We start from the raw sequence: 23,514 nt of genomic DNA on the forward strand, positions 1-23,514 counted from the left end.
GAAAGTCGACCACGACAGGTGCCGGTTTTCAAGGACGCCGGCGCCCGGGACCCTCAGGGCTGTCGGGGTCGTCGGTGCTGTTCGTCCCCTCGGGGTCGAACTGGTCCGCAGCGGATCCGCGGTCGGGCGGGTCGGTGGGGGCCGCCTCGGCGTGGGGATCGTGTTTGGGCAGGCGGGAGCCGATATGCGAACCGGGAGTGTTCATCACCCGGTACACGAGGAAGGCGCCGATGCTGAAGACGATGATGATGCAGAAGGTGAGGAAGATGACCGCGCCGAGCCCGGGCTCCATCATTTCGCCATTCGCCGACGGTCGAAGTAGTTCGCGAAGCGGGCCTTGAACGAGCCCATGCCGATCGATCCGCCCACGCGCACGAGGGGTCGGGGCCCGGTCGGAACCGCATCGACGACGGACTTCACGCTGCCCCAGGTCTTCGAGAGCTGGTCGACGTTGACGGCCCAATCGGCGGGGACGACGACGGTGACGGCTCCCATTCCGGCGACGATCTCGACCTCGATGACCTCGAGATCGGTCTCGACCTCGAGGAAGTTCAGTTCGATGTTCGACATCGAGGGTTCGCAGCGGATATACGGCGGGACCGCCCACCTGGCACGGCGGACCTCGGATTCCCAACCGGCCTTGATGACGAGCGGATCGAAGCGGTCGCGGCCCCGGATTGCGTGTGCGCGGGCGGTGACCGGAACGATCGCCGAGGTGGGGCGGAAGCGGTCGGAGGGCAGCTCGGTGGTGAGGTCGGCGAGCACCTCGTCAAGGTCGATGGGGAACTTCGCGGATTGGACCTTCTCCATCCGTTCGTCGAGCTCGTCGACGGTGATCCGACCGTCTCCGGCGGCTTCGCGCAGGATCTCGATCGCCTCGTCGCGCTCTTTGTGGCCGATGCGGAAGGTCTTCGCGGGGTCGTTCTCGTCGGGGGAGGTGGTGGCTGAGCTCATGATCTCTATCGTGCCTGATCGGGAAGTCAGCGACAACGGCAGGGAGTCGGGGGCCGTGTCTCGTGTCAGTCGTTGGCATTAGGCTAGGGGACGTGTCCACCGCACTGTACAGAAGATACCGCCCAGAGACCTTCGACGAGGTCATCGGTCAAGAGCATGTGACCGATCCGCTGAAGGCCGCCATCGAACGTGGCCGCATCAACCATGCCTACCTGTTCTCCGGCCCGCGCGGGTGCGGTAAGACCACCTCGGCGCGGATCCTGGCCCGGTGTCTCAACTGCGAGCAGGGGCCGACCCCGGTGCCGTGCGGGGAATGCCCGAGCTGTCGGGATCTGGCCAACGGCGGACCCGGTTCGCTCGATGTCGTCGAGATCGACGCGGCCAGCCACAACGGCGTCGATGATGCCCGTGACCTGCGTGAACGCGCCGTCTATGCGCCCGCGCGCGATCGGTACAAGGTGTTCATCCTCGATGAGGCGCACATGGTCACCTCGCAGGGCTTCAACGCTCTGCTCAAGATCGTCGAAGAGCCGCCGCCGCATATCAAGTTCATCTTCGCCACGACCGAACCCGAGAAGGTCATCGGCACGATCCGGTCGCGGACCCACCACTATCCGTTCAGACTGGTGCCGCCGGAGGCCCTGGGCAACTACCTCGAGGAGCTGTGTGCTCGTGAGAGTGTGCAGGTGGCCAAGGGCGTGCTGCCGCTGGTCGTGCGCGCCGGCGGAGGGTCGGTGCGTGACACGCTGTCGGTCCTCGACCAGCTCATCGCCGGGGCTGGGCCCGATGGAGTCGACTACGGCCGGGCCGTCGCGCTGCTCGGATACACTCCGGATTCGCTGCTGTCCGACATCGTCGATGCGTTCTCCGCCGGCGACGGTGCCGGGGTGTACCGTGCGGTGGAGCGGGTCATCGAATCCGGTCAGGATCCCAGGCGCTTCGTCGAAGATCTGCTCGAGCGCTTCCGGGATCTCATCGTCATCAACGCCGCACCCGAAGCGGCCCATGCCTTCCTGCCCGAAGTGCCGCCGGACCGCCTGGAGAGGCTGACCCTCCAGGCCAATGGTTTCGGACAGGGTGAGCTCTCCCGCGCCGCAGACCTGCTCAACGTGGGACTGACGGAGATGTCGGGTGCCACCTCGCCGAGGCTGCAGCTCGAACTCATCTGTGCCCGCATTCTGCTGCCCGGTTCCGGCCGCAGCCGGGATGCTGTGCTCAGTCGTATGGAGCGGATGGAACGTCGCATCGGCATGTCGGCCACCGGCGTGGCAGCGAACGTGCCGCCGTCGCAGGCTCCGGATCAGGGTGCGGCCCAGGCCCCTGTGCAGAGGCAGGGTGCTCCCGCCGGCGGGGCCGGCCAGGGGCAGGAACCTGCTGTCGATCAGGGACAGTCGGGCGGTCGACCGTCGGCAGGTGATGCGTCGCCTGGTGCGCCGGGCCGCGGGTCCGGAGCACCGGCTGCGAACGCGTCGGCCGGACAGCCCCAGAGCGCAGCCCACGACGACTTCGACGACATCGCGGCCATGGCCGCGGCCGCCGAGTCGATGCTCAACGAACCTGTGGCGCAGCCAGGGCAGCAGCCTGAGCAGGGGCAGTCGGCTCAGCACGATGGGCAGGCCGAGTCGGAACCGGCGTCGCAGTCCGGACCTCAATCTCAGACCGCGCACGCGGGTCCGCAGCAGCAGTCTGCTGAGAACCCTCGGAACGCAGAAGCGGGCCGGCCGGCGCAGGAACAGCAGCCGTCTCCCGATTCGCCGCCCGAGCCTTCGGCCGAAGGCTCGGGTGCGCCGCAGAATGAGTCGCAATCTGTGCAGGAGAACCAGCAGAGACAGGACTCTGCCGATGCCGCAGTGCCCAGTTCCGCACCGGACTCCGCGCCGGCGAACCAGCCTCAGAGTCAGGAGGCCGGGCAGCCTCAGCACCAGTCGGCTCCCGCGTCTGCGGCACCAGCCGGACCTGGCGATGGGTCACGACAGTCTGAGCAGGCAGCGGCGCCGGAAGCGACATCGGTGGCGGGATCCGGCGATATCGGCGGTGAGATCGAAGCGATCCGCCGAGCATGGCCGAGCATCCTCGCCTCGGTGGAGAAGCGCAGCCGTCTGACACGAGCCATCATCGCGGCCAATGCGATCCCGCAGTCGTTCTCCGACGGAGTCGTCTACCTCGGCTTCAACAACGCCGGATCCGTGCAGGGATTCCAGCAGCGTGACCATGCGGCCAAACTCGCAGCGGCGATCAACGACGTTCTCGGCATCCAGGCTCGTATCGACATCGGTGATGTCGGTCGGATCGGCGGAGGAACTGCCGGCGGAGGCAACCAGGGTAAAGGATCCTCGGCTCCGCCCATGAATGACTCCGGTGGCAATCACGGACCGGCGCCGAGCCAGCGACGCCCGAGCCCACAGGAAGTCGCGGCAGTCGTCGGCACTCGTGAAGTCGACAAACCACAGGTCGACCACGAGAAGTTCTGGGAACCGAGCGGTCCGACACAGGGCCCCTGGTCCTCCGACGACGAGGAGGGGGAACAGTCGGGCCCACCGACTGAACCCACACCTCAGGACAACCCCGGTGAACCGCCCGAGCAGACCGATGAGGGATCGGCCGAGTCTGAGCCGGAATCCTCGGTCGCTCAGGTTCCCGCTGCGGACTCGGCCGACTCCGAAAGATCGGACTGGACTGCTCCTGAGCCGAGAGTTCCTGACCACGATTCTTCCGAACCAGCCGTCCCCGACGTCGTTGTGCCCGACCTATCCGACGACGACTTCTTCGGTGCGCCGACAGACACCGGAACCGAGTCGACCGACTCCGGTAATGCACCGACCGACGACTTCGGACGCTCTGACCACTCGCGCGAGCAGGAACCAGCTCCAGCAAGATCGTCCGGCTTCGCCGACGATTCGCCGATGGAATATGTCGAACCGCGGTGGGAGGAACCGAATTGGAACGACGGTCCCTCCCCGATCGACCCCTCACCGGTCGATGCGGCATCGACGGGCACAGCCTCGACCGACGTCGACGAGACGAGCGCCGGCAGCGGAGCTGTCGACGTCGGAGCCGTCGTCGTTCCGCCGCCCGATGACGATCTCGACTATCCCGATCTCGGCGACACCTCGAGCGACTTTGGAGGAGGTGCCTTCGACCAGTCGGCACCTGCCGTGCAGTCGCCGCCACCGACCCATGGGGGAGAGGCGAAACCGTTCAAATCGCGCTTCGCTGCACTTGCCGAAAAGCACGGTGCCACCACCACTCCGCCTGCCGGATCCGGCTACGGATCTGCTCCGCAGCCCAACCCGGCAGGCGGGACAGCACCGGGGGCTGCCTCGGTGCCGGGATCGAACCCCTACCCGCAAGGGTCGGGATCGGACGAGGACGAGTATGATCCGGAAACGGACCTCGACGTCTCCGAAGCGCCGCAGATGGGCGTCGATGTGATCGCACGGGTCCTCGGCGGCGAAATCATTGACGAAAGAGAAGTATGAGCGCTGTATTCGAAGGTGCCCTTCAGGACTTGGTCGAAGAGTTCGGCAAGCTTCCGGGCATCGGGCCGAAATCGGCCCAGCGTCTGGCGTTCCACATCCTGCAGACGGACTCGCAGGACGTCAATGCGCTGGCCCAAGCGCTCACCGACGTGAAGAAACGAGTACGGTTCTGCGAGATCTGCGGAAACGTCTCCGAGGAGGCCGAATGCACGGTCTGCCAGGACCCGCGCCGCGATCGGTCGATGATCTGCGTGGTCGAAGAGCCCAAGGATGTCGTCGCAATCGAACGGACCCGAGAATACCGGGGCCTCTATCACGTCCTCGGCGGAGCCATCGACCCGATGGCCGGGGTCGGGCCCGATAACCTGCGGATCAAAGAGCTCATGACGCGTCTGCAGGACGGTGAGGTCAAGGAGACCGTCATCGCCACCGACCCGAACCTCGAGGGCGAAGCCACTGCCACCTACCTCGTCCGCCTGCTCGGATCACTCGGCGTGACCGTCACCCGCCTGGCCTCGGGGCTGCCCGTCGGCGGTGATCTCGAATACGCCGACGAAGTCACCCTCGGCCGCGCATTCTCCGGTCGCCGCGAGATCGACTGACCGCCTCGGGTTCGCCCTCTTGACACCATATCGATAATCGTGAAACATATTGTTTATCGATATATCGACAAACGATAAATCATCGGATGCGGCGAAGGTCGGCGGAAAGCTCGTCTGCTCCTCGCCGGGACGGGAAGGCGTTGTCATGTCACCGACAGAGGAACAGAGGCCGGACGGCGAACTTCAGAAGCGCAAGGCGTTCGGAACAGGTTACGAACTATGGATCGGTTTGGCGGTCGGCTTCTACGTCATCTATGCCGTCACTGATCTCGTCACGCGAATGATCCACTCCGAAGTGGCGGTGACGGTGGACTTCTCCGACGGCTCCGCCTCCTCGCTCGATGCCGGGAACGGAGCGGTATCCCTGTCCGGACTCACCGAGATCGTCGTTCCGACGGCCGACGTCTCGGCCGGGGCGATCGCCCTGGTGACCATTGCCGAAGTCACTCTTATCCTCACCGTGTTGGCGGCCGCGATCTCCTTGGTGCCTGTCATCCGTGACATCGCGGCGGGAACACCCTTCACGCTCCGGGCGTCCCGCGCCTTTGCGGCGTTCGAGTGGATCGTGGCGATCGGGTGGATTCTCCACTTCATCACCAAGGTTCCCGGCGGCAACTGGATCTCCGCCGATATCGGCATCGCTGATGAAGTGGGGCCGGGAATCACCGTCGTCCACGCATTCTTCGTTCTCGGGGCCGTCGGCGGCGCCGAACTGCTGCGGCGGTGCTTCAGATCAGGGCGCGAAGCTCAAGAAGAGCTCGAAGGGCTCGTGTGATGGTCGAGGAATTCGGCTCTTCCCGGGTCATCTGCCACCTCGACAGTCTGCTGACCCGGCGAGACATGAGCCTGACGGAACTGTCCAAGCGCGTCGGGGTCTCGCTCGCAAACCTCTCCGTGCTCAAGAACAACAGAGCGAAGGCCGTGCGCTACTCCACCCTCATTGCTCTGTGCGAGGTCCTCGACTGTCAGCCCGGTGACCTCTTCACCGTGGAACGACGGTCGGACTGACCGTCAAGGGCAGCGCCCGTCGGCACGAAGCCGGCGGGCCGCCTCGGCGAGCGAAACCGGCGTTCCGCGATGCCTCGTTTATAACGATTTCTGAGCAGGGGCTGAACGCCTGGTGACCAACCGCCGCCTCGCCTATGTGCACAGTCAACGCTCGGGTCTGCAGGGGCGGACATTCGGCCCGGTCAGGCGGTGTCTGAATGACGGGCGAAGGTGAAGCGAAATGACGTACCTCATACAATGGTTCAGGTGCCGGGAGCCCGACACGGCTGAAATCCTGATCGATGCAGCACGAGACCTCCATGTTTGGAACCATGGAATCGATCGCCTGGCACGGAACTTATCAGCGATAAGGAAGATACTGCAGTGAGCATAGTCGTCCAGAAGTTCGGTGGGTCCTCGGTAGCCGATGCGGAATCGGTCAAGCGAGTGGCCAAACGAATTGTCGAGTACCGTCAAGCCGGTCACGAAGTAGTTGTCGTGGTGTCGGCCATGGGTGACAGTACCGATGATCTCATCGACTTGGCCCAACAGGTTTCCCCCATGCCCCCCGCCCGCGAACTCGATATGCTGCTGACCGCCGGTGAGCGCATCTCGATGGCGGTCCTGGCCATGGCGATCGCCAACCTCGGCTTCGAAGCCCAGTCCTTCACCGGTTCCCAGGCCGGAGTCATCACCGATGAGCAGTTCGGCAAGGCCCGAATCATCGACGTCACTCCCGGCCGCATCCGGTCCTCCCTCGACGAGGGATACGTCGCCATCGTCGCGGGATTCCAGGGCGTCAGCCAGACTGCGAAGAACATCACCACACTCGGCCGCGGCGGCTCCGACACCACCGCTGTGGCACTGGCTGCGTCGCTCGACGCCGATGTGTGTGAGATCTACACCGACGTCGACGGCGTCTTCACCGCCGATCCGCGGATCGTGCCCACGGCGCGCAAGATCGATGAGATCGGCTACGAGGAGATGATGGAGATGGCCGCCTCGGGCGCCAAGGTCCTCATGCTCCGCTGCGTCGAATACGCCCGCCGTTACAACGTGCCCGTGCACGTGCGGTCCTCATTCTCTCGCAACCAAGGAACCTGGGTGACCGATTCACCCATCCCCGAAGCCTTCCGCCAGGGCCGGGGATCATCGACCCCGGCAGCGGAACCAGAAACGGAGTCCACCATGGAACAGGCAATCATCTCCGGCGTCGCCCACGACCGCTCGGAAGCCAAGGTCACGATCGTCGGTGTTCCCGATGTCCCCGGCAAGGCCGCTGAGATCTTCAAGACTCTGGCCAAGCAGGAAGCCAATATCGACATGATCGTCCAGAACATCTCCACCCGCGAGCCGGGGAAGACGGACATCTCCTTCACCCTGCCCATGGACGACGGAGCCAAGGCGCTCGAGGCCCTCGACGGTGTGAAGGCAGAGATCGGCTTCGACCAGGTCCGCTACGACGACCAGATCGGCAAGCTCTCCGTCGTCGGCGCCGGAATGCGCTCCCACCCGGGCGTGACCGCGACTCTCTTCGAGGCGCTCAGCGAAGCCCAGGTCAACATCGACATGATCTCCACCTCGGAGATCCGCATCAGCGTCGTCACCCGCGCAGACCTGCTCGACGACGCGGTCCGTGCCGCTCATGCCGCCTACGGACTCGACAGTGAAGACAACGAAGCAGTGGTGTACGGAGGTACCGGACGATGAGCGTCAATATCGGAGTAGTCGGTGCGACCGGCCAGGTCGGCGGAGTCATGCTCGACCTCTTGGCCGACGATCCCGGGTTCGAGATCGGGTCCCTGAGGCTCTTCGCCTCGGCCCGTTCGGCCGGGAAGACGATCGATTTCAAGGGTCAGCCGATCACCGTCGAAGACGCCGCCGAGGCGGATCCGAGCGGACTCGATATCGCTCTGTTCTCCGCCGGTGGGGCGACGTCGAAGGCACAGGCCGAACGTTTCGCGGCCGCCGGTGCCATCGTCGTCGACAACTCATCGGCGTGGCGTTCGGACCCGGAGGTCCCGCTCGTCGTCAGCGAGGTCAACCCGGATGCCCTTGACGAGCCGCCCAAGGGCATCATCGCGAACCCGAATTGCACGACCATGGCCGCCATGCCCGTGCTCAAGGCCCTCCATGACAAGGCCGGGCTCAACCGCCTCATCGTGGCCACCTACCAGGCCGTGTCCGGTTCGGGTCTGTCCGGAGTCGAAGAACTCGCCGGTCAGCTCGAAGCCGGTCTGCCCGACGCCCGCAAGCTCACCACCGACGGAAATGGTGTGAGCCTGCCGGAGCCGAACAACTACGTCGAACCGATTGCGTTCAACGTCCTGCCGATGGCCGGATCCGTCGTCGACGACGGGCAGAACGAAACCGATGAAGAGAAGAAGCTGCGCAACGAGAGCCGGAAGATCCTCGGACTGCCCGACCTCCTGGTCGCCGGCACCTGCGTGCGCGTGCCCGTCTTTACGGGACACAGCCTGAGCATCCACGCCGAATTCGACTCCGACATCAGCCCCGAGCAGGCCACCGAGATCCTGTCTCAGGCTCCCGGAGTCGCCCTCGACGAGGTCCCGACCCCGCTCAAGGCCGCAGGTCGGAACGACAGCTACGTCGGCCGCATCCGCGCCGACCAGTCGGCACTGGCAGGCAAGGGACTCGTCCTCTTCGTCTCCAACGACAACCTGCGCAAGGGTGCGGCACTGAACACCGTGCAGATCGCGGGCTTGCTGGCCAAGAAGCTCGAGGCGCAGGCCGCCTGACGAACTCGACTGTTGATCGCCGGCGTTGACCGCTGACGGGCAGCAGTCCGCTGTGGATCGCAACCGCCCGGGAGCACCTGCTTCCGGGCGGTTCGCCATCTCCGGCGGCTCGTTCAAGGCTACGCGCGTTTATGCAGAGCTGCCGAGCTCGTTCATGCCCGGGCGCGGATGGCACACGGTAGACGGGCACTGATGTGGGCTCTGCCTTGAACGAACAGAAGTGAGCGCTCGCCTGCAACATATAAAAGCGTTGCTATATATAAATATTTATATTAGTGGCGGGCCTCTGATCTGAGTATCGTCGACGATGTTGCTTCGTCCTCGATGCCTCAGAAAGGCTCCTCATGACCTCCTCGCGCATTCTTCTCACTTCCGCTGCCATCGCCTCCTCGGCGACGCTGGTCCTCAGCGGCTGCGGGGGAGGGGCCTCCGGTTCGGAATCGGGCGAGCTGCGGGTCGTGACCTCGACGAATGTCTACGCCGACATCGTCTCCCAAGTCGCCGGCGACTTCGCCGAGGTGAGCCCGATCATCGATGACCCCAATCAGGACCCGCACTCCTACGAAGCGACCACGCAGGACCGCCTCAAGCTGTCGAAGGCCGATCTCGTCGTCGAGAACGGCGGCGGCTATGACGCCTTCATGACCACGATGCTCGAGGCTTCAGACGCCGATCCCGAGGTGATCGATGCCGTCTCGATCTCGGGATTGCCCGGATCCGAGGATCTTGGAAACGAACCTCATGACCACAGCCACGACGAAGACGAGGCTCAGGCCGGCGGACACACGCACGACCACGGCGACGAGCACTCCGATGAGGGCAGTGACCATGAGGGGCATGACCACGGCGAGTTCAACGAACATGTCTGGTACTCGGTGCCCTCGATGACCAAGCTCGTCGACGAGGCGGCGATCCACCTCGGCGAGGCGGTGCCGGAGCACAAGGATGACTTCACCGCCAATGCCGATGAGTACAAGAAGAGCCTCGGCGAATTGCAGACGAAGATCGACGCGGCCAAGAAGGACCACGACGGTGAGAAGGTCGCAGCGACCGAGCCTGTGCCACTGTGGCTGTTCGCCGATATGGGCCTGGAGAACATCACGTCGGACGAGTTCCTCGAAGCCGTCGAAGAAGGCAACGACGTGCCGCCGCTGGTGCTCAAGGCCGCGGAGAAGCAGATCTCCGACGGCGAGGCGGTGCTGCTCGGATACAATACTCAGGCGGCCGGTCCCCAGGCGGAAGCGCTGAAGTCTGCCGCGGACGACTCCGATGTTCCGGTCGTCGACCTCGCCGAGACCATGCCCGACGGCGAACATTACGTCGATTGGATGGACGGATACATCACCGATATCTCGACAGCACTCGAAGGACACAAGCACTGACTATGGCCAAAGAATCCGACGCTTCCGCGCAACCAGCACCCCGGGAGCCGGTGATTCGACTGCGCGACGCTGAACTGCGGTTCGGCCCGCGTGTGCTCTGGCACGATCTCGACCTCGACGTCGCGCCCGGGGAGTTCCTCGCCGTGCTCGGCCCCAACGGCACCGGCAAGACCTCCCTGCTCAAGGTGCTGCTGGGACAGAATGCGCTGTCGGCCGGCACCGCTGAGGTCGGCGGTCGGGAAGTGCACAAAGGCAATCCCGCCATCGGCTACATTCCGCAGCAGCGCGGAATCGATCCGCACACTCCGATGCGCGGCCGCGATCTGGTGCGCATGGGCATCGACGGTCACCGGTGGGGGATGGGCCTGCTGTCCCGGGGACGAAAGAAGAAGGTCGAAGACCTCTTGGCCTCCGTCGGCGCCACCGACTATGCCGATGCCCCCGCCGGCACGGTCTCCGGCGGTGAGCTGCAGCGACTGCGCGTGGCACAGTCCCTGGCCAATGATCCCACGGTGCTGCTCTGCGACGAACCACTGCTGTCCCTCGATCTGCACCACCAGCAGGTGGTGGCCGCGCTGCTGCACGAGCAGCGGGTCGAACGCGATGCCGCCGTCGTCTTCGTCACCCACGAGATCAACCCGATCCTGCCGTATGTCGACCGGGTCCTCTATATCGTCGGCGGTCATTTCCTCATCGGCACCCCCGCCGAGGTGATGACCACCGAATCGCTGTCCCGCCTCTACGGGGCCCCGGTCGAAGTGGTCCGCGTCGGCGGCCGCCTCGTCGTCGTCGGCGGTGAAGAGGAATGCGTTGACCACCACAACCTGCCCGATGACTCCTTCGACCTCGACGGGACGGTGGTGAACCGATGAGCATTCCTCAGATCTTTGCCAACCTCTTCACCTTCGAGGATTACGGCGAGCTCGTCGCGCTGCTGGCCAATTCTCTCATCGCCGCGGCGCTCCTCGGCGTCGTCGGAGGCCTCATCAGCGTCTTCGTCATGGCTCGGGACATCCCCTTCGCCGTCCACGGGGTCTCCGAGCTCTCCTTCGCCGGTGCCGCCTTCGCCCTGCTCGTCGGTTTCGACGTCGTGACCGGGTCAATCGTCGGGTCCGTCGTCGCCGCTCTCATCATCGGCATCGGCGGGGCCAAGGATTCGGAGAAGAACGCGATCATCGGCGTCCTCATGCCCTTCGGCCTGGGACTGGCGATCCTCTTCCTCGCCCTCTACGACGGGCGAGCTGCGAGCAAGTTCGGGCTGCTCACCGGCCAGATCGTCGCGATCACCCCCGGCCAGATCCTCACCCTCATCATCTGTGCGCTGGCCGTGCTCGTGGTGTTGGCGATCGTCTGGCGCCCGCTGATGTTCTCCAGCCTCGACCCCGAGGTGGCACGGGCCAAAGGTGTGCCGGTCAGTGTGCTCACCATCGTCTTCATGCTCACCCTCGGACTCGCCGTGGCGCTGAGCGTGCAGGTCGTCGGGGTCCTCCTCGTCCTCGCTCTCCTCATCACCCCGGCCGCCGCGGCGACTCAGCTCTCGGCCTCGCCGGTGTGGGTTCCGGTGCTCAGCGTGATCTTCGCCGTGACCGCCTCGGTCGGTGGCATCCTCATTGCGCTCGGTTCACCGGTGGTCCCGATCAGCCCGTTCGTCACGACGATTTCGTTCCTCATCTACGTCGTCTGCCGCCTCGTCGGCGGTCGCCGGATGAAATCCCTGCACCGCCGCCGCGCCCACCGCGCCGCAAAAGAACACAACACCCCCATCCCCACCCCCTGATTGCTACCTGACGGCGGCCCAACAACCTCGCGCGAGGTTGCTGGGCCGCCGTCAGGTAGTTCTGGGAGCGGATAGAGTTGGGGGAATGAAGAAGCGCGCTCTCCTCGCCGGTGCTCTTGCCGCCCCCACGGCCGCCGGAATCTGGGGTGCGGTCATCGAACCGCACCTCTTCGCCATCCGCCGCCGCACCCTGCCGATCCTGCCTACCGGAGCCGAATCCATCCGGATCCTCCACGTCGCCGACCTGCACCTGGCGCCCTGGCAGAAGCACCGAGCCTCCTGGGTCAAAGCGCTCACCCGGCTCGAACCGGACGTCGTCGTCAACACCGGTGACAACCTCTCGGCCGATATCGTGCCCGACGTCCTCGACGTCTTCTCCGGTCTGCTCGACACACCCGGTGTCTTCGTCCTGGGGTCAAATGACTTCTTCTCGCCGCAGGCGAAGAATCCCGCGAAGTATCTGCGCTCACCCTCGGAGGTCAAACACCGCGTCAACCCGGACCTCGACGTCAAGGCTCTCGTCCGTGGTTTCGAGGGCGACACCGGGACGGGTGGGCGGGGGTGGCATTTCCTCGACAACGCCGAGGCGGCCCTGACGATCAAGGGCACCCGCATCCACTTCTCCGGGCTCGGTGATGCGCACATCGATCGTGACCGCATCCGGTGGAGTGGCGGAACGCCAGGGGAGGGAGACCTCGAGCATCCTCGCTTCGACCCCGAGGCCGGCCTCAAGGTGGGCGTGACACACGCCCCGTATTCGCGGACCTTGGAGGCGTTCGCCTCGGCGGGGGCGGACCTCATCATGGCCGGACACACTCACGGGGGACAGATCCGCGTACCCTTCTGGGGCGCGCCGGTGACGAACTGCGACCTCGATCGGACACGCGCACGCGGAGTCTTTCCGTACCGGAAGAGCCTCGTCGCCATCTCCGCCGGTCTCGGATTCTCACCGTACTCACCAGTGCGTTTCGCCTGCCGACCCGAAGTCAGCGTCTTGGAACTCGTCGCAAAGGCCTAACCCGTTCAGCGGTTTCTGAAGATTTGCACAAGGCAAATTCGTTAAACTGACTACCATGGTGTCTCCTGAGTCAAACGCCCCACCCACAAAAATGGGCGCGTTCATGCAGTTCGTGGCCGTCAGCGCAGTGGCGGGAATCGTCGCTGCCGGTCTGGCCATTCCCGGAGTCGGTGTCGCAACAGCCAGTGCGAACAGCGCTGTCGAGATCTTCGATTCACTCCCCGCGACCTTGGAGATCAAGGACCTCGGTGAGAAGTCGACGATGCTTGCCTCCGACGGGTCCGAGCTTGCGGAGTTCTACTGGCAGAACCGCCAGGAGGTCCCGCTGGATAAGATCTCGAAGGATATGCAGAACGCGACGATCGCCGTCGAGGACTACCGGTACTTCGAACACGGCGGCGTTGACATCGAGGGCATCGCTCGTGCAGCGGTGCACAATATGGTGTCCTCGACGACTCAGGGCGGATCGACACTGACCCAGCAGTACGTGAAGAACGTGCTGGCAGAGAACGCGCATGCCGAGGAGGACTCCGAAGGTGTGGCTGCGGCGAAGGAGTCCGAAGGCACCGCCGGCTATGCGCGTAAGCTGCGCGAAGCCAAACTCGCTGTCGCGGTTGAGAAGAAGTACGACAAGAAGGAAATCCTCAACCGCTACATGAACATCAACAACTACTCGGGATCCCCGAACGTCTACGGTGTCGAAGCCGCCGCCTACCGGTACTGGGGCATCCACGCGAAGGATCTCAACATCCAACAGTCGGCGATGCTCGCCGGAATCGTGCAGAACCCCTCGGCGTTCAACCCGCAGCGGTTCCCCGACCAGGTGCTCAAGCGTCGCAACACCGTGCTCGGGCAGATGCTCAAGTACGACCACATCACGCAGAAGGAATACGACAAGGCGGTCAAGACCGACCTCGACCTCGACCTGCATGAGACCCCGAACGGCTGTTCGGCAGCCAAGAGCAAGGCAGAATTCTTCTGCAACTATGTCCAGAACGTCATCATGAACGATGACACCTTCGGCGACACGGCTGATGAACGCCTGGCCTTCCTTCAACGTGGCGGTCTGAAGATCAAGACGAGCCTCAATCCCGATATCCAGAAGATCGCGGACAAAGAGATCAAGAAGCGCGTCCCCGTCGGCGACCCCTCCGGCGCCGGTCACGCCCTCGTGACGATCGAACCTGGAACCGGTGAAGTCATCGCCATGGCCGAGAACCGCGAATACACCGCGGGAGAGGTCAAGAAGAAGGACAAGAACAAGAAGACCTCGATCAACTACACCGTCGACAAGAAACACAACGGCGGCGGTGGCTTCCAGGTCGGTTCGACGTGGAAGCCTTTCGTCCTGACGGCATGGCTGAAGGAAGGCAAGAGCCTCAACACCACCGTCAATGCGACGAAGCGCAACTTCCCGGCCAGCTCCTGGAAGTACGAGGGCTGTCCGAACATGGGCGGAGACTGGGACCCGAACAACGCCGGCGACGGTGAAGGCAAGGGTTCGATGACCGCGCTGGAGGCGACGAAGAAGTCCGTCAACACGGGCTACGCGGCGATGGGCAACCAGCTGAACATGTGTGACGTCATGGACACCGCGATGGACCTCGGCATCCGCTATGGCAGCGGAGAGGCGCTCGACTTCAAGGACAAGTCCGGCTTCATCCAAGCCCTGTCTCCGTCGTCGATTCTCGGTACCACGGAGACCACGCCGATCGCCATGGCTGCGGCGTTCGCCACCTTCGCGAACGAAGGCGAATTCTGCGGACCGAAGCCGATCATTGAGATCAAGGACCGCAACGGCAAGAAGCTCGACCTGCCTGGCGAAGGCTGCAAGCGAGTGCTCGACAAGGAAGTGGCCAAGGGCGTCGCCTACGCGCTGACTCAGACGTTCAACGGCGGTACGACGAGCTCGCTGAAGATCGGCGTGCCGGCGGGCGCCAAGACCGGTACGACGAACTTCGAGGTCGGTCACACCTGGCTGCTCGGGTTCACCAAGACGCTGTCGACTGCGGTCTGGACCGGTGATCCGGGGGGCACTCGCGACTGGCGCACCAACGGCGCCGGCGCCGTCAGAGGCCACATCTACGGTGCGACCATCTCCGGTAAGACCTGGCAGGCCTACATGAGCCAAGCAGTCAAGGAGACCAAGGGCAATACCGGGTTCCCGAAGCCCAGCAGCAAGTACTTCTCCGGCGGCGGCTCCGGCGGTGGCGGCGGTTCGTCCACCGGTGGAGGCGGCGGTGGCGGCACCGGCGGCGGTGGCGGTGGCGGAAGCCACGGCAACGGCGGTGGCGGCACCGGTGGCGGCGGCACCGGCGGCGGTGGCAGCGGCAACTCCGGAAACAACGGAGGCGGCGGAAACGGCGGCGGAAACGGAGGCGGCGGTGACGGCGGTGACGGAGGCGGCGAGGCTCCTGGCCTCGGCGGCAACTGAGCCGATGAGGTGCCGGTCGTGACCGGCCGATAGAACCCAGCGGAGACCGTTCCAGCGAGGGCGGGGAGGACCAGATCCTCCCCGCCCTCGCTGTCTGACTTTCACGGGTGTCGCCGCAGCGAAACAGGAGTAGCCGCCGCCCACGGAACACAGGTGCCCAGCGTGCCCAGACTGGGCTAGTGTGGGGAACGGACCAGCGTCGTCGACCGCATCAGGAAAGCCTGGTCATACCGGAACACCCGGACCGCTTCGGCGCCGCACCAACAACTGAGGAGAACCATGACCAAGTGGGAATACGTCACCGTGCCGCTCATCGTCCACGCGACGAAGCAGATCCTCGACCAGTGGGGTGAGGACGGATACGAACTCGTGCAGGTCGTCCCGGGGCCCGACAACAACGGACTCGTGGCCTACCTCAAACGCCCCAAAGAATGAGCTGAACCGGCCGGACCGTTGACACCCCACCCCACCGAAAGAAGAACAATGTCGAAGACCCTTGAGCGCCTTTCCGAACTCGGCCTCGAACTGCCCGAGATCGCCACACCAGCCGGCGCCTACGTCCCCGCCCTGCGCACCGGGAACTACGTCTATACCTCGGGCCAGCTGCCCGTCGTCGACGGCAAACTGCCTGCGACCGGTCACCTCGGCACGGACGTCGACCTCGACACCGGCTACCAACTTGCACGCACCGCGGGGCTCAACGCTCTGGCCGCCATCGCCGGAGTCATCGGCGATCTCGACAAGATCGTGCGCGTCGTCAAGGTCACCGGCTTCGTCAACTCCGCCGACGACTTCACCCAGCAGCCGGCCGTCATCAACGGCGTGTCCGAGCTCTATGGCGAGATCTTCGGAGACCGTGGGCAGCACGCCCGCAGCGCGGTCGGCGTGAACACTCTGCCTCTGGGCACCCCCGTCGAGGTCGAAGTCATCGTCGAGGTCTCAGGCGATGCCGCTTAGCGGACGCACTCTTCCCGTCTCGTCGGAGCTGCGGTGGCTGCTTGACCACTGGCAGTCCGACGGACGGTGGCCCGTCCCGGAGGCCCCGCGCCCCACCTCGGCGATCGTGCTGATCCGGGATTCCGCGGACGGGCTGGAACTCTTCATCACCCGGCAACTCGACGCCCGCGGCGTCGAAGACCGCAACCGGTGGGCATTTCCCACCAGCAGCCTGCGCCCGGGTGATGTGCGGAAGCTGCCTCTGGCCGGATGGAATTCGGCCCGGTGCGCCCGTGCGCTGAGCATCGAAAACAAATCCCGCGCCCTCCACCACTTCTCCGCGGCCGCCCGCATCACCTTCGCTGCCACCGGAATCCTGCTCGCCGAGGATGTCGACCGGGAAATCGTGGCCACACCGCAGACGGACTGGAACACCACCCGATCGAGGCTGTTCTCGAACGAAGTGTCCTGGTCACAGGTCTTACGCGACCGAGACCTGCGGTTGCGTCCCGATCTGTGCAAACCGTGGCTGCGCTGGATCAACACCCCCACCCAGCTGCACCGGTTCGACACCACCTACTTCATCGCTACCGTGCCCTTCGGCCAGGACGTCGACTTCCTGTCACCGAACGAGACCTCCGCCGGATGGAAACGCCCCGACCAGATCATCGCCGAGGTGGGAGGAGACCCCGACCGCATCGGCGCGGCCGCCCGCATCATCGTCGAGAGCCTCGCCGAGGTCCCGACCGTGGGCGCGGCCATGGCGCAGATCCGCAACGTCCACCCGCTGCGTCCGGAGATCGTCGATGACGACGGCGACTGGAAGGTCGTCATCCACACGGGCAAGGACCCCCACAGCAAAGGAAGCCTGCGCGACCGGGCCGTGGCCGTCGGCGAGACCGACAACGACCAGAGTCCTGGCTTCCTGACATTCAGCGGTGACGATGACGAAACGACAGACGAGGAGAGCGACGACTCATGAGAATCCGTGCGAACAACCCCGGCCCGATGACACTGACGGGTACGAACACCTACGTGCTTACCAGCCAGGATGACACGTCCGCGGTTGTCATCGATCCGGGCCCGGAGATGGCCGATCATCGTGAAGCCTTCCTCGCCGAGGTGGCCGACCGTGATCTGGCGGCGATCGTTCTCACCCACCAGCACGCCGACCACTCCGAGATGCTTAGAAGCATCGACCAGTGGGCCCCCGACGTGCCCGTCTATGCCGTGCTCGAGCGTTTCGCCCGTCACACGGACCCCGTCGGAGACGGCGACGAGATCGCCTTCGGTGACACTCCGGCCGACGTGCTGCGGGTCGTCGCCACCCCCGGCCACACGAGCGACAGCATCAGCCTCATCCACTCCGGAGCCCTCTACAGCGGCGACACGATCCTGGGGGAGGGGACGACGATCGTCACCCACCCGGAAGGCTCCCTGGGCGACTATCTGAACTCCCTCGACCGATTGAAGGAGCTGCTCGACGCCGGGGAGTTCGCCATCATCGAGCCGGCCCACGGTGAGCGCATCGACGCCCCCGCCGAGGTGATCGACTACTACCGCTCCCACCGACTCGAACGCATCGAGCAGGTCAAAGCGGCATTGGAGCAGGGCGCGAAGACCGCCTCGGAGGTCTGCGACATCGTCTACCACGACGTCGACTCCAGCGTGCGGCCGGCGGCCGAGCAGATCGTCAAGGCTCAGCTGGCCTACCTCGACGCCCTGCCCGCCGCCGACGCCTGAGTCCCGCTGCTGACGCTGGAGCTGCAGGCACCTTGAGTGCCCTGCCGCGGCGCCTGGCGCGCCACGTCTTCGGTCCAGCTGGATGACACACCACTCACGACTCGGGTTCTGATCCAGTCATCGAGTTCAAACTCGATGACTGGATCAGAACGCGATCACGAAACTTCCCACGCCTCACGCGACAGCCCCTGAGACGGCGAGCGCCGGCCACGACGCACACCTGTCCCGACCAGAACGAACGCCCCAGCCGAATCGGCTGGGGCGTCCATTTGTCGCGGCGTCCACGCGGCCACAGCGGCCGGAGGTCGCTGGGAGGATCAGCGGGCGCGGTTGCGCATGCGGTCCATGTCGAGGATGACGACGGAGCGGGCCTCGAGACGGATGAAGCCGCGGGCGGCGAAGTCGGCCAGCGCCTTGTTCACGGTCTCACGAGAGGCACCGACGAGCTGAGCCAGCTCTTCCTGGGTGAGGTCGTGAGCGACGAGCACACCGTCGGGAGCCGGCTTCGAGAAGCGGGCGGCGAGGTCGAGCAGAGCCTTGGCGACACGGCCGGGCACATCGGAGAACACGAGGTCGCCGACGGTCTCATTCGTCCGACGCAGACGCTGGGCGAGAGCCTTGAGCAGGTTCATCGCGGCCTGCGGACGCTCATTGAGCCAAGTGGTGAGGTCCTCGTGCTTGAGGCTGAGCAGCTCCGACTGGGAGACGGCGGTGACAGAGGTCGAACGCGGGCCCGGATCGAAGAGGCTGAGCTCACCGATGATCTCGCCGGGGCCGACCACCGACAGCAGGTTCTCACGGCCGTCGGAGGACTCACGGCCGATCTTGAGCTTGCCCGAGGAGACGATGTAGAGCTCGTCACCGGCATCGCCCTCATGGAAGAGCACGGTTCCCCGACGGAGACTCCGCGGGTTCATGAACTTCATCAATGCACTGGTGGCTTCATCGTCCAGACCTGCGAAGAGCGTCGCGCCCCGCACCACTTCAATATCCACTGGTTCCTCCTTGTCGTGATAATCACACATAAATCTACCTGGTCATCTGCATCGATACCAGCAAAGACGCGGGAGTGTGGCCCATCAGTCTGAAAACCTCTCCCGCACCGCCCAACACGACTCCCGTCCACGCCGTTCCCGCAGATGGTCGTGTCCCGGCGCGCCGATCTGGGCACACATGCCTGAGCCGCGGGTGTGACCGGCATGACTGCGGAATGACGGGGCACTGATTAGGATGGTGAGTCGTGTTGACTGTGGCAGAGAAGAGCGCGCGGAAGTTCGCGAAGGAGACCCCGCTGGGCCGGACTCGCCGGGCGCGGAAGATCCATCGCATCCTCGCCGAGGTGTATCCGAACGCGAAGTGCGAGCTCGACTTCGAGACTCCGTTCCAGCTGCTCATCGCCACCGTCCTCTCCGCCCAAACCACCGATATCCGGGTCAACTCGGTCACCCCGAGCCTCTTCGCCGCCTTCCCCGACGCCCACGCCCTGGCCGTGGCCAATCTCATCGAGGTCGAGGAGCACATCCGCTCCACCGGGTTCTACCGGGCCAAGGCCCGCAATATCGTCAAGCTCGCGAATGAACTCGTCGATGAATACGACGGCGTGGTGCCGAACAAGCTGGACAAGCTCGTCAAGCTCGCCGGAGTCGGACGCAAGACCGCGAACGTCGTCCTCGGAAACGCCTTCGACACCCCCGGGCTGACCGTCGACACACATATGGGTCGGCTGGCCCGCCGGTTCGGCTGGACCGAGGAGACCGATCCGGTCAAGGCCGAGCACGAGATCGCGGCGCTGTTCCCGAAGAAGGACCTCACCATGCTTTCGCATCGGGTGATCTTCCACGGTCGCCGCATCTGCCATTCCCGCAAACCCGCCTGTGGAGCCTGCCCCCTGACCGAGCTGTGCCCATCGTTCGGGATCGGGGAACTCGACCCGGACAGGGCGCGTGCCATGCTCCGGTTCGAAATGGCGCCCTTGGCCACTCCCGCCGAGGAGGCTGTCCCCGAGGACGGACAGTGAGCGCCCGAATCCCCGACCTTCCACCCGAATCGGCGACGATCGCCGACGGTGCCCTGCGCGGGCAGCTCGAAGGTCTCGCCGCCTCGCACGGGTCCCCGCTGTGGCTGCGCCGACAGAAGGACGCCGCCGAGCAGTCCGCCCGTGACGCTGCCGTGCTCATGCTCTTCGGGCGCGGGGGAGAGCCTCGCACCGAGGCGGGAGGAGCAGAAGCATCGCGCCTGGCCGAACTCGGCGTCGCCGATGTCGACATCGTTCTTCTCCAGCGGGCCGCGACCCTGCGCCATCATCCCGGCCAGGTCGCCTTCCCCGGAGGCGGTCGTGACCCCGAAGACGATTCCATGGCGGCCGCCGCGCTGCGTGAAGCGGAGGAAGAAGCCGGAATCCCCCCGGACACCGTCGAAGTTCTCGGAGAGATGGACCCGCTCTATATCCCCGTCTCGAAGTTCGAGGTCACTCCGGTTATCGGCTATTGGCGTCAGCCGGGCCGAGTCCAGGTGATGGATCAGCGGGAGTCCTACTCCGTCTATCGGGTGGCCATCGCCGACCTCGTCGCCCCCGCCAACCGCGGAACCTTCGCCCGTCCCGATCTGAAGATCTCGACCCCGGCCTTCGACGTCGGAGTCCTCAAGGTATGGGGCTTCACCGCCGGCATCCTCGACTTCGCTCTCGAACACCTCGGCTGGGCCGGCGAATGGGACAAGAAGGCTCCCATCGCCATCGACTTCTGAGGCAGATGCGAAGGCGGCGCCGGACTTCATGTCCGGCGCCGCCTTCGTTCCTGCCGCGGTTCTCAGATTGGGAGAGGTGTCAGTACCTGGGTCCCGAGGGATTCTTCACTGCGCGCTTGACCGATGCCACCAGCGACTTGGCCGAACCGATCGCGGTGCCGGGAACCGGGTTGCCCTTCTTGAACAGCGGGAGGGCCACAAGGACGAGGATGATCGCTATGACGGCGAGGATGCCGAAGACGATGAGGAAGCTGCCCCACCATGGCCAGCCCAGACCCTCATGGAATGCTGCCGCACCGGCGAAGATCACCATGAACGAGGACAGGAAGAGCAGGAAGAGAGCGACGATGGCCAGTCCGGCCCCGATGCCCAGGTTCTTCGCACCGGCAGTGGCCTCGGCCTTGGCGAGGGCAATCTCTTCTTCGGCGATCGCTTTGGAATCGTCGCTGATGCCTTTGATCAGTTCGCTGATGGACCGTTCGGCCATGAGAGCTCCTAAATCGAGAACGAGGACAATCTAACTTAAGAGTAGTCTGAACGGGCTCTGCGGCCAAAGGCGAATCGGCGGGGAACCGGGAAAACCCGGCGGATCCGGACGACGGCCGTTATGCGGCAGGGTCGTCTGTCACCGACGGGTCATCCTATTTCGGCCTCAGAGCGAGGGGTTCAGGCTCCTGTGACGGACTTTTCGATCTGGTCCATCACCGAGGCATCGGCGAGGGTCGACGTATTGCCGACCTCGCGGTTCTCGGCAACGTCCTTGAGCAGACGACGCATGATCTTGCCCGAGCGGGTCTTGGGCAGGTCCGTGACGATATGGACCTTCTTCGGCTTCGCGATGGGACCGATGTCCTTGCCGACGTGCTGACGCAGCTCCTCAGACGTCTCGGGGGAGTCCTCGACGCCATTGGAGACGATGACGAACGCAACGACGGCCTGACCGGACGTGTCGTCGGCGGCGCCGACCACAGCCGCCTCGGCGACCTTGGAATGGGCGACGAGCGAGGACTCGATCTCCGCGGTGGACAGGCGGTGACCGGACACATTCATCACGTCGTCGACTCGGCCGAGGAACCAGATGTCCCCGTCCTCATCACGGCGGGCGCCGTCGCCGGCGAAGTACGTGTTCTCGAACCGCGACCAGTAGGTCTCCTTGAAGCGCTCCGGGTCTTTCCAGATTCCGCGCAGCATCGACGGCCATGGGCGGCGGATGACGAGCAGTCCGCCCTCGGGGCCCGCCGGGTTCTCACCCGAATCATCGACGACGTCGACGGAGATACCGGGGATCGGGCGCTGTGAGGAGCCGGGCTTGGTTGAGAGCACGCCGGGCAGGGGCGCGATCATATGGGCCCCGGTCTCGGTCTGCCACCAGGTGTCGACGATCGGGCAGCGCTCACCGCCGATGACGCGGTGGTACCAGCGCCAGGCCTCGGGGTTGATCGGTTCGCCGACGCTGCCGAGCAGGCGCAGACTGGAGAGGTCGTACTTCGCGGGTATTTCCTCGCCCCACTTCATGCAGGTGCGGATCGCCGTCGGGGCGGCGTAGAGGATCGTGGCTTTGTACTTCTCGATGATCTCCCACCAGCGACCCTGATGCGGGGTGTCCGGGGTGCCTTCGTAGATGATCTGAGTAGTGCCTGCGGCCAGCGGACCATAGGCGACATAGGAGTGACCGGTGACCCAGCCGACGTCGGCGGTGCACCAGAAGACGTCGGACTCGGGCTTGATGTCGAAGACGGCCTTCATCGAGTACAGCACCTGAGTGAGGTAGCCGCCGGTGGTGTGAAGGATGCCCTTGGGCTTTCCTGTCGTACCGGAGGTGTAGAGGATGAACAGCGGGTGCTCCGAGTCGAAGAATTCGCACTCGTGTGTGTCGCCGGCCCGGCCGACGGAGTCCTCCCACCACTGGTCCCGGCCTTCGACCCAGTCGACGTCCTGACCGGTGCGTTTGACGACGAGGACGTGCTCGACAGGAGTGTCGCCCTGAGCGATCGCCTCGTCGACGGCCGGCTTGAGACTCGTGGGCTTGGCACGACGGTAGCTGCCGTCGGCGGTGATGACGACGCGGGCTTCGGCGTCGATGATGCGCGAGTGCAGAGCATCAGCGGAGAAACCGCCGAAGACGACGGAATGCGCCGCACCGAGGCGGGCGCAGGCGAGCATCGAGATCACCGCTTCGGGGATCATCGGCAGATAGATGGCAACCCGGTCGCCGGTCTTCACTCCGAGGTCGGTCAGCGTGTTCGCCGCCTTCGACACCTCGGCGAGGAGTTCGGCATAGGTGAAGGTGCGGGAGTCGCCCGGTTCGCCTTCGAAGTTGATGGCCACGCGGTCGCCGTTGCCCGCGAGGACGTGACGGTCGAGGCAGTTATAGGCGACGTTGAGCTTTCCGCCGACGAACCATTTCGCGAACGGCGGGTTCGTCCAATCGAGGACCTCGCCGAAGTCTTCGTGCCAGTCGACGAGCTCACGGGACTGTTCGGCCCAGAAACCCAGGTAGTCTGCCTCGGCGCGTTCGTATTCATCGGCCTTGACGTTGGCTGCGGCCGCGAACTGCTCAGGTGGGGCAAACGTCTCGGTCTGCTCGGCAGCGGTTTCGGTCATGCTTTCCCTCCGACTTCCTTGGTGGATCGAAAATTCTAGTTGCACTGTATACCTGTGGTCGGGGGCTGGGGAGAGCAGTTTCACTCGATGAACG

22 protein-coding genes are annotated in these 23,514 nt (G+C 64.9%); 17 read left to right on the forward strand and 5 right to left on the reverse strand.

Annotated elements, in window-relative coordinates:
• Positions 1-28: 28 nt before the first annotated feature.
• Both AC3CD9_RS01230 and AC3CD9_RS01235 read right to left on the reverse strand, forming a co-directional pair.
• Positions 29-295, reverse strand: a complete 267-nt coding sequence (locus AC3CD9_RS01230; RefSeq protein ID WP_488365943.1) for a hypothetical protein — start codon at positions 293-295, stop codon at positions 29-31.
• Positions 292-954 carry a DUF1707 SHOCT-like domain-containing protein gene (locus AC3CD9_RS01235; RefSeq protein ID WP_488365944.1) on the reverse strand — a complete coding sequence of 221 codons (663 nt, stop codon included), beginning with the start codon at positions 952-954 and terminating at the stop codon, positions 292-294. The genes AC3CD9_RS01230 and AC3CD9_RS01235 overlap by 4 nt, the downstream gene beginning before the upstream one ends.
• Before the next feature lie 92 nt (positions 955-1,046).
• On the opposite strand from AC3CD9_RS01235, the gene AC3CD9_RS01240 reads away from it, so the two are divergent.
• From AC3CD9_RS01240 to AC3CD9_RS01310, 15 genes are all read left to right on the forward strand, one after another.
• Positions 1,047-4,433, forward strand: a complete 3,387-nt coding sequence (locus AC3CD9_RS01240) for a DNA polymerase III subunit gamma and tau (protein WP_488365945.1) — start codon at positions 1,047-1,049, stop codon at positions 4,431-4,433.
• Positions 4,430-5,035, forward strand: a complete 606-nt coding sequence (gene recR / locus AC3CD9_RS01245) for a recombination mediator RecR (protein ID WP_488365946.1) — start codon at positions 4,430-4,432, stop codon at positions 5,033-5,035. The genes AC3CD9_RS01240 and recR overlap by 4 nt, the downstream gene beginning before the upstream one ends.
• 145 nt (positions 5,036-5,180) lie before the next feature.
• Positions 5,181-5,810, forward strand: coding sequence for a hypothetical protein (locus tag AC3CD9_RS01250; protein ID WP_488365947.1), 630 nt, complete (start codon positions 5,181-5,183; stop codon positions 5,808-5,810).
• A complete protein-coding gene (locus AC3CD9_RS01255; protein ID WP_139468723.1) occupies positions 5,810-6,043 on the forward strand; it encodes a helix-turn-helix domain-containing protein in 234 nt (77 codons plus the stop codon). Before AC3CD9_RS01250 ends, AC3CD9_RS01255 begins: the two co-directional genes overlap by 1 nt.
• 363 nt (positions 6,044-6,406) lie before the next feature.
• Positions 6,407-7,732 carry an aspartate kinase gene (locus AC3CD9_RS01260; protein ID WP_139468722.1) on the forward strand — a complete coding sequence of 442 codons (1,326 nt, stop codon included), beginning with the start codon at positions 6,407-6,409 and terminating at the stop codon, positions 7,730-7,732.
• Complete coding sequence (locus AC3CD9_RS01265; RefSeq protein ID WP_488365948.1) at positions 7,729-8,781, forward strand: aspartate-semialdehyde dehydrogenase; 1,053 nt, start codon at positions 7,729-7,731, stop codon at positions 8,779-8,781. The genes AC3CD9_RS01260 and AC3CD9_RS01265 overlap by 4 nt, the downstream gene beginning before the upstream one ends.
• Positions 8,782-9,125: 344 nt before the next feature.
• Positions 9,126-10,163, forward strand: coding sequence for a metal ABC transporter solute-binding protein, Zn/Mn family (locus tag AC3CD9_RS01270; protein ID WP_488365949.1), 1,038 nt, complete (start codon positions 9,126-9,128; stop codon positions 10,161-10,163).
• Between the two features lie 2 nt (positions 10,164-10,165).
• Complete coding sequence (locus AC3CD9_RS01275) at positions 10,166-11,035, forward strand: metal ABC transporter ATP-binding protein (RefSeq protein ID WP_488365950.1); 870 nt, start codon at positions 10,166-10,168, stop codon at positions 11,033-11,035.
• A complete protein-coding gene (locus AC3CD9_RS01280; protein WP_488365951.1) occupies positions 11,032-11,940 on the forward strand; it encodes a metal ABC transporter permease in 909 nt (302 codons plus the stop codon). Before AC3CD9_RS01275 ends, AC3CD9_RS01280 begins: the two co-directional genes overlap by 4 nt.
• An 85-nt stretch (positions 11,941-12,025) precedes the next feature.
• Positions 12,026-12,958, forward strand: a complete 933-nt coding sequence (locus AC3CD9_RS01285; protein ID WP_488365952.1) for a metallophosphoesterase — start codon at positions 12,026-12,028, stop codon at positions 12,956-12,958.
• A gap of 55 nt (positions 12,959-13,013) precedes the next feature.
• Positions 13,014-15,392: a transglycosylase domain-containing protein gene (locus AC3CD9_RS01290; RefSeq protein WP_488365953.1), complete on the forward strand. Its 2,379-nt coding sequence runs from the start codon at positions 13,014-13,016 to the stop codon at positions 15,390-15,392.
• A 279-nt stretch (positions 15,393-15,671) separates the two neighbouring features.
• The gene (sp36, locus tag AC3CD9_RS01295) at positions 15,672-15,827 is read left to right on the forward strand and encodes a Sp36 family protein (protein WP_009883339.1); all 156 of its coding nucleotides are present in this window, start codon (positions 15,672-15,674) and stop codon (positions 15,825-15,827) included.
• Between the two features lie 48 nt (positions 15,828-15,875).
• Complete coding sequence (locus AC3CD9_RS01300; protein ID WP_101545695.1) at positions 15,876-16,349, forward strand: RidA family protein; 474 nt, start codon at positions 15,876-15,878, stop codon at positions 16,347-16,349.
• Positions 16,339-17,310 (forward strand): NUDIX hydrolase, encoded by a 972-nt coding sequence (locus AC3CD9_RS01305; RefSeq protein WP_488365954.1) that lies wholly within the window; start codon positions 16,339-16,341, stop codon positions 17,308-17,310. Before AC3CD9_RS01300 ends, AC3CD9_RS01305 begins: the two co-directional genes overlap by 11 nt.
• Positions 17,307-18,071, forward strand: coding sequence for an MBL fold metallo-hydrolase (locus AC3CD9_RS01310; protein ID WP_488365955.1), 765 nt, complete (start codon positions 17,307-17,309; stop codon positions 18,069-18,071). Before AC3CD9_RS01305 ends, AC3CD9_RS01310 begins: the two co-directional genes overlap by 4 nt.
• A 317-nt stretch (positions 18,072-18,388) precedes the next feature.
• Here the strand turns inward: AC3CD9_RS01310 and AC3CD9_RS01315 are convergent, their stop codons facing one another.
• Positions 18,389-19,066: a Crp/Fnr family transcriptional regulator gene (locus AC3CD9_RS01315; RefSeq protein ID WP_101545702.1), complete on the reverse strand. Its 678-nt coding sequence runs from the start codon at positions 19,064-19,066 to the stop codon at positions 18,389-18,391.
• Positions 19,067-19,311: 245 nt separating this feature from the next.
• On the opposite strand from AC3CD9_RS01315, the gene nth reads away from it, so the two are divergent.
• Both nth and AC3CD9_RS01325 read left to right on the forward strand, forming a co-directional pair.
• Complete coding sequence (gene nth, locus AC3CD9_RS01320; protein WP_488365956.1) at positions 19,312-20,088, forward strand: endonuclease III; 777 nt, start codon at positions 19,312-19,314, stop codon at positions 20,086-20,088.
• A complete protein-coding gene (locus AC3CD9_RS01325) occupies positions 20,085-20,816 on the forward strand; it encodes an NUDIX hydrolase (RefSeq protein WP_488365957.1) in 732 nt (243 codons plus the stop codon). The genes nth and AC3CD9_RS01325 overlap by 4 nt, the downstream gene beginning before the upstream one ends.
• Before the next feature lie 79 nt (positions 20,817-20,895).
• On the opposite strand, the gene AC3CD9_RS01330 is transcribed toward AC3CD9_RS01325, so the two are convergent.
• Both AC3CD9_RS01330 and acs read right to left on the reverse strand, forming a co-directional pair.
• Positions 20,896-21,303, reverse strand: a complete 408-nt coding sequence (locus AC3CD9_RS01330) for a phage holin family protein (protein ID WP_039211350.1) — start codon at positions 21,301-21,303, stop codon at positions 20,896-20,898.
• A gap of 179 nt (positions 21,304-21,482) precedes the next feature.
• Positions 21,483-23,420: an acetate--CoA ligase gene (acs, locus tag AC3CD9_RS01335; RefSeq protein WP_488365958.1), complete on the reverse strand. Its 1,938-nt coding sequence runs from the start codon at positions 23,418-23,420 to the stop codon at positions 21,483-21,485.
• Positions 23,421-23,514 lie beyond the last annotated feature (94 nt).

This window comes from Brevibacterium sp. MGP-B1 (genome assembly GCF_057766545.1).